Here is a 13,346-nt window from a genome sequence, read left to right as displayed (position 1 = left end):
TTCTCCCCTCTCCCGTTTTGCGGGAGAGGGGAGAAAAACAAGCGGCGGATTCTAAGCCAGCTTGTTCCTACCCGTCATTGCCTGCCCATTGCGTGAGAACTCCGACAGGAAGCTTTGCAGGCTGACGATCGGTTCCTGCAGCAAGTGACGCGGCAGGTCGAACAGGGCGTAGAAGTATTCCTCGCGGCCTTCGCAACGTTCGGCCGGCAGGCAGTACTGTTCCCAGTCTACACAGGCCGGGGTGTACATGCCGTTGCCGGGCCAGAAGAACGGCACGATACGGCCTTCGCGCAGACCCTCGATCAGCGCGGCGGGCGCCTCGTAGGCTTCGGCCGACTCCACCTGGTTCAGCAGGCCGGCGCGCGTTTCGATCACCATCAGCGTGGCATGGCCCTGCGCAGTCAGCAGCAGCATGCCCACGGGATTCGGATACAGGTAATACTCCACGAAGCCATAGCGCGCCGCCGTCTGGCGTACACGCTCGGCCATGACCGGGTCCGACAGGAACGAGTACGAATGCCGTGTCAGCAAATCGCGCAGCGTGCGCGAAATCGACGCGAAATACTGTTGCTGCAGCGCGTCGATTTCCTCGTTCAGCCGGGCCACCATGTCCGGGTCATGCTTCTTGACGTAGCGATCGATCAGCCCGTGATTGAAACCCTGCACGGCGATGCTTTCGTCGGCCGTGCCGGTCAGGAGAATTGTCTTGCACGGCAGGTCTTCCAGTGCCTGGCAGAACTCGAGGCCATCCATCTGTGGCATCGAGTAATCGACCACGATGACGCCGGGCTGCAGGAAGCGATGCACATCGTGAATCTGACGATGGATGCGGTCGACATCGAGCTGCACCGTGCGGCGCTCCGACAGGAACGTCAGGTCGTCGTGGGTGACGCGCACCGGGAGGAAGGCCGGATGCCGCGTGGCATAGGCTTCGCGAATCCACGCGAGTGCTTCGCGCGGGTCCGTGAAATTGACGACCGCGCGCGATGCATCCATCTGGAATGCAAGGCTGTCGATGAACGACTTGCTGTCGTCCACCAGCACCGTCAGAACGGGGTGATGGAAGACCGACAGGTTCCTGTCATGCGCGGTAAATGTCATGGTGCGATTGAATCTGGCCGCCTGCTGCAAAGGGGGAATGGAAAGGGGCAAGCCAGTATAGCGCCGGAATTCCCGCATGCAAGCCAGTCGCACAAAAGGAAACGGCCGGCGTTGGTTGCCGGCCGCACCAGTTCGATTTTATTGATTTCAGGTCTGCGCGTTGCTTTATTCACCCTGCGGACCTGACGCCGTCCGCAGGGTTAACGGCAACTTATTCCACGGCCTTGAACATGTCTTCCACCACCTTCTTGGCGTCGCCGAAGACCATCATCGTCTTGTCCATGTAGAACAGTTCGTTGTCGAGACCCGCGTAGCCGGCGGCCATCGAACGCTTGTTCACGATGATGGTCTTGGCCTTGTAGGCTTCCAGGATCGGCATGCCGGCGATGGGCGATTGCGGATCGGTCTTGGCGGCCGGGTTGACCACGTCGTTGGCGCCCAGCACCAGCACCACGTCGGCTTGCCCGAACTCGCTGTTGATGTCCTCCATCTCGAAGACCTGGTCGTACGGCACCTCGGCTTCGGCCAGCAGCACGTTCATGTGGCCGGGCATGCGACCCGCCACGGGGTGGATCGCATACTTGACCGTCACACCGTGCTCGGTGAGCTTTTCGGTCAATTCCTTAAGTGCATGCTGCGCCCGCGCCACGGCCAGGCCGTAGCCCGGTACGATGATCACGGTCTCGGCATTGCTCATCACGAACGCTGCATCGTCGGCAGAACCCGACTTCACGTTGCGCGCGGCCTGCGAACCGGCAGTGGCGCCAGCCGTGGCATCGGCGCCGAAGCCACCGAGCAGCACGTTGAAGAACGAGCGGTTCATCGCGCGGCACATGATGTACGACAGAATGGCACCGCTTGAGCCCACCAGCGAGCCGGCGATGATCAGCATCGGGTTGTTCAGCGAGAAGCCGATACCTGCCGCCGCCCAGCCCGAGTACGAGTTCAGCATCGACACCACCACGGGCATGTCGGCGCCGCCGATCGGAATGATGATCAGTACGCCGAGCACGAACGCAATGGCCAGCATCAGCAGGAACGGCAGCCATGCCTGCGTCATGAAGAAGATGATGCCGAAGCCCACCATCGCCACGGCCAGCAGCAGGTTCAGCCAGTGCTGTCCGGCGAACACCACCGGTGCGCCCTGGAACAGCCGGAACTTGTAGCGGCCCGACAGCTTGCCGAACGCGATCACCGATCCCGAGAACGTGATGGCACCCACGAAGCAGCCGATGAACAGTTCGATGCGGTTGCCCAGCGGGATGTCATGCGAGCCGGCCGGCGTGATGCTGAAGGCGGCCGGTTCGGCCACGGCAGCTACGGCGATGAACACTGCCGCGAGACCGATCAGCGAGTGCATTGCTGCCACCAGTTCCGGCATCTTGGTCATTTCGACCTTGCGCGCCACGTAGGCGCCGATGCCCCCACCGACGACCAGCGCGCCGAAGATCAGCCCGAGGCCCGTAGTGACCGACGATTGCGCCGCGCCCGCCGCAAGGAACTCGTGCTTGAGCTTGACGATCAGCACCAGCGTGGTCACCACGGCAATCGCCATGCCGATCATGCCGAACGCATTGCCCTTGCGGGCCGATGCCGGATGCGAGAGACCCTTCAGCGCCTGGATGAAGCAGACCGACGCCACCAGGTACAGCAGCGTCACAAGGTTCATGCTGACGGCTTCCATCACGCACCTCCCTTGGCGGCTTCAGCCCCGGCCTTGGCCTTTGGCTCCTTCTTCTTGAACATCTCCAGCATTCGCTGCGTCACCAGGAAGCCGCCGAACACGTTCACCGCGGCCAGTGCCACAGCCAGCGTGCCCATGATGCGGCCGACGTTGCCTTCGGTGAGGCCAGCGGCCAGCATGGCGCCGACGATGATGATGGCCGAGATTGCATTGGTCACGGCCATCAGCGGGGTGTGCAGCGCGGGTGTGACTGTCCAGACCACGTGGTAACCCACGTAGATTGCCAGCACGAAGATGATCAGGTTGATCACCGTGTGGTTCACCATCTCCATCGACTTCTCCTCCGTTGCTTTGAATACGGTGCCACGCCCACGCGTGCGGGGCGCGGCGTACCGTGGCGCGCAGGCTCGGCGCACCACGGCAACATCAGGGGCGATTAAATCAGGCGGCTTCGCGGATGACCTGGCCGTCCTTGCACATCAGGCAGGCGGCGACGATGTCGTCTTCGAGGTTCAACGTGTAGCGGCCGTCCTTGTCGATGATCAGCTTGAGGAAGTCCAGCACGTTGCGCGCATAGAGCGCCGACGCATCGGCGGCCACCATGCTTGCCAGGTTGGTGTGTCCGATCAGCGTCACGCCATGGCGTTCCACAACCTCGTCAGCCACAGTCAGCGGACAGTTGCCACCCTGCGCGGCCGCCAGGTCCACTACGACCGAGCCGGGCTTCATCTGCTTGACGGTGTCTTCCTGCAGCAACACCGGCGCCTTGCGACCCGGGATCAGTGCCGTGGTAATGACGATATCGGCCTGGATGGCGCGCTGGTGGACCAGTTCGGCCTGGCGGCGCATCCAGTCAGCGGGCATCGGGCGGGCATAGCCGCCAACACCCTGGGCAATCTCGCGTTCCTCGTCAGTGACGAAGGGCACGTCGAGAAACTTGGCGCCAAGAGACTCAATCTGCTCTTTGACTGCGGGACGCACATCGGAGGCTTCGATCACCGCACCCAGCCGCTTGGCCGTGGCGATGGCCTGCAGGCCGGCCACGCCAGCGCCAAGGATAAGCACGCGTGCCGCTTTCACGGTACCCGCGGCAGTCATCAGCATCGGCATGAAGCGCTGGTAGTGGTGCGCAGCCACGAGTACTGCCTTGTAGCCAGCGATGTTGGCCTGTGACGACAGCACGTCCATGCTTTGCGCGCGCGTGGTGCGCGGCGCGGCTTCCAGCGCGAAGGCGGTGATCGCCGAGCTGGCCATGCGGGCGTTGTTTTCGATATCGAAGGGATTGAGCATGCCGACGAGCACGGACCCGGCCCGGAACTGCGCACGCTCGGCATCGTCGGGAGCACGTACCTTGAGTACCAGTTCGGCGCCCAGCGCATCGGATGCAGATCCGATGCGCGCACCAGCCGCCTCGAACGCTGCATCCGGAATGCTGGCACGTACGCCAGCGCCGGTCTGCACCGTCACCTGATGGCCCTGAGCCACGTACTTCTTGACGGTCTCCGGGGTGGCGGCGACACGCGTCTCACCTGCCCGCGTCTCGAGCGGGATACCGATATGCATCGTCAATTTCTCCTGTCTGGCGTCGTTCGAATCTGGTTGTCGGGGCTACGTCCATGCCCGTTGGTGCATTGCAAAACCCGCACCAATTTTTGCGCAGCTTACCCGAAACTTACGCTCGGTGGTGGCTGGCCGGTCAGAGATTTGTGCGTCGGCGGCGACTCATTTTTGTTCCGCATGAAACGACTCCTTTCATGCAAGGCTGATTCCTGTTGAAAAGCGTCTTTATCGGAAGGTGTCGGCACCGTCCCTTTTCTTGATGCCGATTTGATATGCGTCTGCGTATCGTGGCGCCCACGCCTCCTCAAGGGGCGCATTCCCAACGCAACGCTATTCCATTTCATGATTGCCACCCGCCTGATGACTTCGGTGCCTGCCTCGCTGGCCGCCGCCATCCTCCTCGTCGCCCCGTTCTCTACCGCATTTGCGCAAGAAGCCACCGCCACGCCCGAAGCGCCTTCGCAAACCTCGCCGCACACCTTCACCGCCAATGTCTCGGTGGTCTCCGACTACCGCTACCGCGGTATCAGTCAGACCGACCGTCGCCCCGCCATTCAGGGCGGCTTCGACTATGCGCATGCCAGCGGCTTCTATCTGGGCAACTGGAATTCGAGCATCAGCTGGCTTGGAGATTCTGACGCGTCAGTGTCTGCGCCGATCGAGATGGATTTCTACGGCGGCTTCAAGAACACGTTCCAGCTAGGCGGCCAGGACTTCAACTACGACCTCGGCGTGCTGGAGTACTACTACCCCGGCGCGTACACGGCCACGCGGCCATACACCACCGAGCTGTACGCCGGCATCGGCTGGGGTCCCGTGTTCCTGAAGTACTCGCATGCCGTGACGAACCTGTTCGGATTCGCCGACAGCAAAAACAGCTACTACGTCGATCTCTCGGCCAACGTGCCGCTCGATGTGTGGGGCCTGACGCTGAATGCGCATGTGGGCTACCAGGGCGTGCAGCATTTCAGCGATGCCTCGTACGCGGACTGGAAGATCGGCCTGACGAAGGATCTTGGTCAGGGCTTCTCCGTGGCCGTGGCATATATCGACACCAATGCGAAGCAATCGGTCTACACGAATACACGCGGCCGATACCTCGGCAAGTCTACGGCCTTCGTCTCGCTGACCAAGACGTTCTGATCGTTGCCGATGGCGGGGTCTTTTACGCGTTCTTGATGCGCCCCGCCCGTAACGCTGCATCAAATTGATGCCCGCCTCCCTAGCATGGGAGGCATGTTCAACAGACGATCCGCCACGCGCGGATCATCGCTTCATGCGACAGTCATCGAGTCTCGCCATCGCCTTTGCATCCGTACCGCGACGCCGGATCGTTGCGGACGACGCCTGGATCCGCCTGCGCCTCGCCGTATCGTCGACGCAGGTCTTTGCCCTGCGCCAGACCCTGCATCGGGCTATCGGCAACATGGCGCGGATCTACGTGGTGCAAGTCGATCATCGCCATGGCGAGACCACGCTGCATGTGGAAGTGGAGCGCGCCGACCGCGACGCGGCCATGCACGCCATCATGGAAGCGCTGCCCGCCGCCGAGTTCGGTGCGGCCACCGTGCTGGGAGCCGACCATGCCGCGCACTGAAACGCAGCGTGGCACCGTTACCGACGGCTTGTGGCTACCGATGGTCACGCCGCTGCGCAACGACCAGGTGGATCTGGACGCAGCACAACGGCTGGCCTTGCACTATGCGGAAGCCGGCGTCGATGGCCTGATCGTGCTGGGCACCACGGGGGAGGGCGGGCTGCTGACGGACGCCGAACGCTTCATGCTGACGGCGTCGGTGACCGAAGCCGTGCATGGCGCCATACCTGTGATGGCTGGCGTAGGAGGCGTGGCCACGCATGCGGTGTGCGAACAGGTGCGCAGGCTCGACCGCCTGCCGCTGGCCGGCTACCTCGTGCCGCCGCCTTACTATCTGCGTGTTTCCGATGAGGGGATCGCCTGGCACATGCGCAGCATCGCTGGCCACACCAACAAGCCGTTGATGCTTTACAACGTGCCCAAGCGCACCGGCTGCACGATCTCCCCGGAACTGGCGTGGCGACTGGCGGCGCATCCGCAGATCGTCGCCATCAAGGAATGCGATCCCGCGAACATGCGCACGCTGGCAATGCAGGATCTGATCGGCGTCTATTGCGGCGACGATGCATCGATGCTCGACCATTTGCTGGATGGCGGGCAGGGGGTGGTGCCGGCCGCCGCGCATGTGCGGCCTGACCTGTTCGTGCGGTTGCTGCAATATGCCCGCACGGGTCGCGCCGACGCCGCGCGTGCGTTGTTCCAACAACTGTCGCCGCTGATCGCCCTGATGTTCGCCGAACCGAATCCCGCGCCGGTGAAGGCGGCGCTGGCCTTGCTCGGTCAGGCGACGGCAGAGGTGCGCCGTCCGCTGATGCCGGCATCGAAGGCGCTCACGGCGCAGATCGATGCGGCCATGGCGTTGCTGCCGCCTGTGTTCATCGCCAAGGCTGCGTGACACCCCGAGCCATGCACGTTCGAACGGCAACCGGTAAAATGCCGGATTGCTTAAAAAATGTGCATCATGTCACGTGAATGGAATGCCAGTGTCACGGTTGCCGCCGTTATCGAACGGGGTGGCCGCTTCCTGCTGGTGGAAGAGGAAACGGCGGATGGCCTGCGCCTGAACCAGCCGGCGGGCCATCTCGAAGCGGGCGAAAGCCTGATCCATGCGGTGATCCGTGAAACGCTCGAGGAAACCGCGCACACCTTCGAGCCGCGCGCACTGGTGGGCTGCTACATGAGCCGCGGCCGTTCGTCGCGCGATCAGGGCGACACCACCTATATCCGCTTTGCCTTCACCGGTGACCTCGGCGCGCTCGACGCCGGCCGTCAACTCGACGCGGGCATCGTACGCACCGTCTGGATGACCGCCGAGGAACTGCGCGCGAGTACCGACCGGCATCGCACGCCGCTGCTGATGGCGTGCGTCGAAGACTACCTGGCCGGCAAGCGCTTTGCGTTGGATGTGCTGCATACTCATCCCACTGCGGTGGCGGAGGCGGCGCTTGTCGCAACGCCTGCAACTCCCGCAACGACCGGATCGGCATCATGACCGGCAAGCGCGTAGTGGTGGGCATGTCCGGCGGCGTGGATTCGTCGGTCACGGCATGGCTGCTCAAGCAGCAGGGCTACGAGGTCATCGGCCTGTTCATGAAGAACTGGGAAGACGATGACGACAGCGAGTATTGCTCCACGCGGCAGGACTGGCTCGATGTGGCGTCGGTTGCCGACGTCATTGGCGTGGATGTCGAAGCCGTGAACTTCGCGGCCGAGTACAAGGATCGCGTGTTCGCCGATTTCCTGCGCGAGTACTCGGCAGGGCGCACGCCGAATCCCGATGTCCTCTGCAATGCCGAGATCAAGTTCAAGGCGTTTCTCGACCATGCAATGTCGCTGGGCGCGGACACCATCGCCACGGGCCACTACGCCCGCGTGCGGCAGGCGACGAATGGTCGATTCGAACTGCTCAAGGCGTTCGACCACACGAAAGACCAGAGCTACTTCCTGCATCGCCTGAATCAGTCGCAACTGTCGCGCACGCTGTTTCCACTCGGGGAAATGCCGAAGACGCGCGTGCGCGAGATCGCCGCGGAAATCGGCCTGCCCAACGCGAAGAAGAAGGATTCGACGGGCATCTGCTTTATCGGCGAGCGTCCGTTCCGGGATTTCCTGAACCGCTACCTGCCGACCAAGCCCGGTCCGATGAAGACCGACGAAGGCAAGGTGGTGGGCGAGCATATCGGCCTGGCCTTCTACACGCTGGGCCAGCGCAAAGGCATCGGTCTGGGCGGCAGCAAGGACGGCAATGGCGATGCATGGTACGTGGCGCGCAAGGACATGGCGGCGAATACGCTGTATGTCGTGCAGGGACACGATCATCCGTGGCTGTTGACGCCGGCGCTGAACGCGGCCGATCTCTCGTGGGTGGCTGGTGAACCCCCGGCTGCAGGTGCCGTGATGGCGGCCAAGACGCGTTACCGGCAGAGCGATGCGCCGTGTACCGTGGTGTCGGCGGACGGCGAGGCGCTGAAGCTGTCGTTCGCCGAGGCGCAGTGGGCGGTTACGCCCGGACAGTCGGCGGTGCTTTACGACGGCGAGGTGTGCCTGGGCGGGGGGATTATTCAGTAGTGCAGGGATGCAGAGGGTGGCCGGAGCCGGCCACCCGGGCGCGCCGGTCAGGCGGCGGGAATTGCAGTGTCGATGAACGACTGGCGCTTCTCGATCTTCTCCTGGAACGCGACGAGGTTGGCGTACTGCTCGCGCCATGCCAGATCCGGGAAGCGGAAGTCCAGGTAGGCCAGCGCACAGCCCACGGCCACGTCGGCCAGCGTGAAGTGGATGCCGGTGCACCACGGCTTGTCGGCCAGGCCGGCGGACATCGCGGCCAGTGCCGCGTCGATCTTGCCGCGCTGGCGGGCTACCCAGCTTTCGCTGCGTTCGTTCGGCTGGCGTTGCGTGGCTTCCAGGCGCACGAGCAGGGCGGCGTCGAGCAGGCCATCGGCCAGTGCTTCCCAGCAACGCACTTCCAGGCGTTCACGGCTACCTTGCGGAATCAGTCGGCCGACTGGCGACAGCGTGTCGGCATACTCGGCGATGACGCGCGAATCGAAGACCGCGCCGCCGTCTTCCATGACCAGGCACGGCACCTTGCCGAGCGGGTTGAACTGGGAAATGGTGGTGTCGGGTGACCAGACGTTCTCCTCGATCATCTGGTAGTCGATCTTCTTTTCCGCCAGCACCACGCGCACCTTGCGCGCATACGGGCTGGTGTGGGACGCATACAGCTTCATGTTCTCCCCTTGAGCATGTTATGAAGTGCATCGGCGCTCTATGGCACACGGTGCGGCAGGCGCGGCCGCGTGCCCAATGCACTTCATAACAGGCTAACGGATGGGCGAGCGGGAGTATACCCGCGCGTCTGCCCGGATGCCGCGCCAATGCGGCCTGTCGCACCGATCACCGCCCATCGCATGGGACGGTCCGCACAGCGCCATGGTGCGATGGTAAAATCGCGCGTTACGCGTTTTGGCCCTGGCCACTGAGCGGCGCATCCGCCGCTTGCACGAGCCGCCTTCGCGACGCCTATCCTCTGGTTCCGGCGCCCCCGCACGAACCCCCGATTTCTCTTCTCTCCGGTTGCCCAGCATGTCCACGTCTTCCCTTTCGCCGCTCTCCGCCCTGTCCCCCATCGATGGCCGTTATGCCGCCAAGGCCGACGCGCTGCGCGAGTGGCTGTCGGAAGCCGCATTCATGCGCAACCGCGTCAAGGTCGAGGTCAACTGGCTGATCGCACTGGCCCAGGCCGGCCTGCCTGACGTGCCGAGATTCTCGGCCGAATCCGAAGCGAAGCTGCAGGCGCTGGTGGATGATTTCACCGAAGCCGATGCCGGCCGGATCAAGGAAATCGAAGCCGTCACCAACCACGACGTGAAGGCGGTGGAGTACTGGCTCAAGGAACAGGTCAAGGGCAACGCCGAGCTGGAAGCCGCGAGCGAGTTCATCCATTTCGCCTGCACCTCGGAAGACATCAACAACACGTCGCACGGCATGATGCTCAAGGGCGCCCGCGATGGCGTGATCGTCCCGGCGCTCAAGCGCGTGCACGCCCGCCTGGTGGAACTGGCCAAGCTCAATGCCACGCAGCCGATGCTGTCGCGCACGCACGGCCAGCCGGCCAGCCCGACCACGCTGGGCAAGGAAATGGCCAATGTGGCCGCCCGCCTGGCCCGCGCCATCGAACGCGTGGAGCGCGTGGAACTGCTCGGCAAGATGAACGGCGCCGTGGGCAACTACAACGCCCACCTGTCGGCCTATCCGTCGTTCGACTGGGAGTCGTTCTCGAAGCAGGTGATCGAGCAGCGCCTGGGCCTGACGTTCAACCCGTACACCATCCAGATCGAGCCGCACGACTACATGGCCGAACTGTTCGATGCCGTGGCGCGCGCCAACACGATCCTGCTGGACCTGAACCGCGACATCTGGGGCTACATCGCGCTGGGCTACTTCAAGCAGAAGACGAAAGCTGGCGAGATTGGCTCGTCGACGATGCCGCACAAGGTCAATCCGATCGACTTCGAAAACTCGGAAGGCAACGTGGGCCTGGCCAATGCCGTGCTGCGCCACCTGTCGGAAAAGCTGCCCTTGTCGCGCTGGCAGCGTGACCTGACCGATTCCACCGTACTGCGCAACATGGGCGTGGCCTTCGGCTACAGCCTGCTGGCCTACGAGGCATGCCTGCGCGGCCTGGGCAAGCTGGAAACCAATCCGGAGCGCCTGAACGAAGACCTCGACAACTGCTGGGAAGTGCTGGCCGAGCCGGTGCAGACCGTGATGCGCCGCTTTGGCGTGCCCAACCCGTATGAACAGCTCAAGGAGCTGACGCGCGGCAAGGGCATCTCGCGCGAAGCGCTGCAGACGTTCGTGCAGGGGCTGGCGATTCCCGACGACGCCAAGAAGGTGCTGCTCGACATGACGCCGGCCAGCTACATCGGCAAGGCCGTGGAACTGGCGAACCGCATCTGATTACCTTCGCGCTCCGCAAGGAGCGTGGCGGCAGGACAACAGGGGCTGACCTTCGGGTCGGCCCTTTTTGTTTGGCGCGGTTTCAAACGGGCAACGACTGGCCGGACAGGGTGACACCATCGGCCAGTGCCGTCTGTCACCGGTGTGCGCTACGATCGGTTCCCGGTTGGCTGGTGCGACATTACGGCACATCAAATGATTTGAACGACTTCATGAAGTTCGGGGCTTCCCAGCATCGGGCGCGCACCCAATAATGCGAAGATTGCTGGTCACGCATGGCGCGGCGCAGGCGGCCTTGGGGCCTGACGTGATTGTCGTGGCGGATCGTCTTGCATGATGGATGGTCGCCAGACAGGCCGGCGCAACAAATAAAAGCAACAAACGAAGGGATTGACTGACATGGGTTCCATTGGATCCTCGACGGGGGCGCCGGCGCGCTATACGCCTACGGCGATCGGCCTGCACTGGCTGATTGCGTTCGGCATCTTTGCCGCGTTCGGCCTCGGCCTCTACATGACCGGTATCCCCGGTTTCACGCCCACCAAGCTCAAGCTGTTCTCCTGGCACAAGTGGCTTGGCGTAACGATCTTCGTGCTGGCCGTGCTGCGCGTGATCTGGCGCGCCACCCATGCCGCACCGGCCGTGGCGCCGGGCACGCCGGCCTGGCAGGCACGGGCCGCGGCCGCCGCGCACCATCTGCTCTACCTGCTGATCATCGTCGTCCCGATCACCGGCTATCTGTACAGCCTGGCTGCTGGCGTGCCGGTGGTCTACCTGGGGCTCTGGAAGCTGCCGGTCCTGATCGAGGCCAGCGACACATGGAAGCCGATCCTCCAGAATGCCCATATCTGGCTCAACTACCTGATGGCGGCGATTGTCGTGGTGCATGCCGCTGCAGCCATCAAGCACCAGATCATCGACCGTGACGGCACGCTGGGCCGCATGATCCCGTTCCTGCGCTGAACCGCGCGAATCCATCACCCGATCACCCCATTACCACTGGAGTCTCAGATGAAACGCATGTCCCGTTCCGGTCCAATCCTCGTGGCCGCCGTGCTGGCCACGGCGGGCATGGCCGCCAACCTGGCATGGGCCCAGATCGATGCCGCAAAGAGCTCGGTCACGGCCGTTGCCAAGCAGATTGGCGTGCCGATGGAAGGCAAGTTCAAGAAGTTCGATGCCACCCTCGACTTCGATCCGGCCAAGCTCGCCACCTCGTCGGCCAAGGTCGAGATCGATGTGTCGAGCTTCGAGATCGGCGATGCCGAGACCACGAAGGAGGTCAAGGGCAAGGATTGGTTCGATGCAGGCAAGTTTCCGAAGGCCGTGTTCCAGTCCACCAGCATCAAGGCTGGCGCCGCAGGCAGGTACGACGTGGTGGGCAAGCTGACCATCAAGGGCAAGACCATCGACGTGACCGTGCCGGCCACGTACAAGCAGGACGGCGGTGCGCAGGTCTTCGACGGCGTGCTGCCGATCAAGCGTACCGTGTTCAACATCGGCGACGGCGAGTGGAAGGACACTTCCGTGGTGGCCGACGACGTCCAGATCAAGTTCCATATCGTGACCCCGGCAAAGAAGGGCTGAGGCAGGCTTAGTCCCGCTGACCGCTCCTTGGCCGATTTATGACCTTCCTCTCCAACTTTTTGACGGGAGATTCAAGATGAAAATGCGCACCCTGATCGCCGCTGCCGCGGCAGCCTCCGCCACGTTCGCCGCCGGCGCCGCCATGGCCAACGCGTCGACGTACAACATCGATCCGACCCACACGTACCCGAGCTTCGAAGCCGACCACCTGGGCGGCCTGTCGAAGTGGCGTGGCAAGTTCGACAAGTCCACCGGCGTGGTGACGCTGGACCGTGCTGCCAAGACCGGCACGGTGGACATCAAGATCGATGCGGCGTCGATCGATTTCGGCAACGGCAAGCTCAACGAGCACGCCAAGGGCCCGGAGATGTTTGACGTACAGGCTTTCCCGGATGCCACGTACAAGGGCAAGTTCTCGAAGTTCAAGGGCGACGTGCCGACCGAAGTGGAAGGCGTGCTGACGCTGCGCGGCGTATCGAAGCCGGTCAAGCTCGAGATCAAGGAATTCAAGTGCATCCAGCACCCGATGCTCAAGCGTGAAGCTTGCGGCGCCGATGCCGTGGCCGAGTTCAACCGCGCCGACTTCGGCATCGACTACGGTGTGAAGTACGGCTTCAAGCAGGACGTGAAGCTGGCGATCCAGGTCGAGGCCGTCAAGGCGGACTAAGGTTCGGACTGGGTTCGACGGTGATCCGTACACAAGGACGGATCACGGCGCGATGCAATATTTCGGTGCATCGGCGCTATCGGGGAGATGTCATCTTCCCAAGACATGGGCCGGCAGGGAATGCCGGCCCATTTTTTATGCGTGTTGGCATACCCCACTATTTGGCTGGACTGGCCGGTTGTGCGTTG

The 13,346-nt window shown here is 63.2% G+C and carries 14 protein-coding genes; 9 read left to right on the top strand and 5 right to left on the bottom strand.

Annotation, left to right across the window (positions count from 1 at the left end):
* Positions 1 to 51: 51 nt before the first annotated feature.
* The 4 genes from FFS21_RS02105 to FFS21_RS02090 form a co-directional block, all read right to left on the bottom strand.
* Positions 52 to 1,101 (bottom strand): response regulator, encoded by a 1,050-nt coding sequence (locus FFS21_RS02105; protein WP_137923286.1) that lies wholly within the window; start codon positions 1,099 to 1,101, stop codon positions 52 to 54.
* Positions 1,102 to 1,312: 211 nt separating this feature from the next.
* Positions 1,313 to 2,788 (bottom strand): NAD(P)(+) transhydrogenase (Re/Si-specific) subunit beta, encoded by a 1,476-nt coding sequence (locus FFS21_RS02100; protein WP_137923285.1) that lies wholly within the window; start codon positions 2,786 to 2,788, stop codon positions 1,313 to 1,315.
* Positions 2,785 to 3,117, bottom strand: a complete 333-nt coding sequence (locus FFS21_RS02095; RefSeq protein ID WP_130389211.1) for an NAD(P) transhydrogenase subunit alpha part 2 — start codon at positions 3,115 to 3,117, stop codon at positions 2,785 to 2,787. The genes FFS21_RS02100 and FFS21_RS02095 overlap by 4 nt, the downstream gene beginning before the upstream one ends.
* Positions 3,118 to 3,226: 109 nt before the next feature.
* Positions 3,227 to 4,348: a Re/Si-specific NAD(P)(+) transhydrogenase subunit alpha gene (locus FFS21_RS02090; protein WP_137923284.1), complete on the bottom strand. Its 1,122-nt coding sequence runs from the start codon at positions 4,346 to 4,348 to the stop codon at positions 3,227 to 3,229.
* A gap of 339 nt (positions 4,349 to 4,687) precedes the next feature.
* Between FFS21_RS02090 and FFS21_RS02085 the strand changes: the two genes are divergently transcribed.
* The 5 genes from FFS21_RS02085 to mnmA all read left to right on the top strand — a co-directional run bounded on the left by FFS21_RS02085 (position 4,688) and on the right by mnmA (position 8,510).
* Positions 4,688 to 5,488, top strand: coding sequence for a TorF family putative porin (locus tag FFS21_RS02085; RefSeq protein ID WP_137923283.1), 801 nt, complete (start codon positions 4,688 to 4,690; stop codon positions 5,486 to 5,488).
* Positions 5,489 to 5,621: 133 nt separating this feature from the next.
* A complete protein-coding gene (locus tag FFS21_RS02080; RefSeq protein WP_137923282.1) occupies positions 5,622 to 5,942 on the top strand; it encodes a hypothetical protein in 321 nt (106 codons plus the stop codon).
* Complete coding sequence (gene dapA / locus FFS21_RS02075) at positions 5,929 to 6,837, top strand: 4-hydroxy-tetrahydrodipicolinate synthase (protein ID WP_137923281.1); 909 nt, start codon at positions 5,929 to 5,931, stop codon at positions 6,835 to 6,837. Before FFS21_RS02080 ends, dapA begins: the two co-directional genes overlap by 14 nt.
* Before the next feature lie 57 nt (positions 6,838 to 6,894).
* A complete protein-coding gene (locus FFS21_RS02070; protein WP_137923280.1) occupies positions 6,895 to 7,434 on the top strand; it encodes an NUDIX hydrolase in 540 nt (179 codons plus the stop codon).
* Entirely contained in the window at positions 7,431 to 8,510 is a 1,080-nt protein-coding gene (gene mnmA / locus FFS21_RS02065; RefSeq protein ID WP_137923279.1) for a tRNA 2-thiouridine(34) synthase MnmA, read from the top strand. Before FFS21_RS02070 ends, mnmA begins: the two co-directional genes overlap by 4 nt.
* 47 nt (positions 8,511 to 8,557) lie before the next feature.
* Here the strand turns inward: mnmA and FFS21_RS02060 are convergent, their stop codons facing one another.
* Positions 8,558 to 9,172, bottom strand: a complete 615-nt coding sequence (locus tag FFS21_RS02060; RefSeq protein WP_137923278.1) for a glutathione S-transferase C-terminal domain-containing protein — start codon at positions 9,170 to 9,172, stop codon at positions 8,558 to 8,560.
* A 355-nt stretch (positions 9,173 to 9,527) separates the two neighbouring features.
* Here FFS21_RS02060 and purB point away from each other — a divergent pair, with 355 nt between their 5' ends.
* From purB to FFS21_RS02040, 4 genes are all read left to right on the top strand, one after another.
* Positions 9,528 to 10,904, top strand: coding sequence for an adenylosuccinate lyase (gene purB / locus FFS21_RS02055; protein ID WP_137923277.1), 1,377 nt, complete (start codon positions 9,528 to 9,530; stop codon positions 10,902 to 10,904).
* Positions 10,905 to 11,303: 399 nt separating this feature from the next.
* Positions 11,304 to 11,867, top strand: a complete 564-nt coding sequence (locus tag FFS21_RS02050; protein ID WP_137923276.1) for a cytochrome b — start codon at positions 11,304 to 11,306, stop codon at positions 11,865 to 11,867.
* A 48-nt stretch (positions 11,868 to 11,915) separates the two neighbouring features.
* Entirely contained in the window at positions 11,916 to 12,491 is a 576-nt protein-coding gene (locus tag FFS21_RS02045; RefSeq protein WP_137923275.1) for a YceI family protein, read from the top strand.
* Positions 12,492 to 12,567: 76 nt separating this feature from the next.
* A complete protein-coding gene (locus FFS21_RS02040; RefSeq protein ID WP_137923274.1) occupies positions 12,568 to 13,158 on the top strand; it encodes a YceI family protein in 591 nt (196 codons plus the stop codon).
* Positions 13,159 to 13,346 lie beyond the last annotated feature (188 nt).

The sequence above is a fragment of the Cupriavidus sp. 2SB genome, from assembly GCF_005503625.1.
Lineage (GTDB): Bacteria > Pseudomonadota > Gammaproteobacteria > Burkholderiales > Burkholderiaceae > Cupriavidus.
The sequence above is the reverse complement of the archived record's forward strand: the minus strand, read 5'-3'. Positions and strand labels throughout refer to the sequence as shown.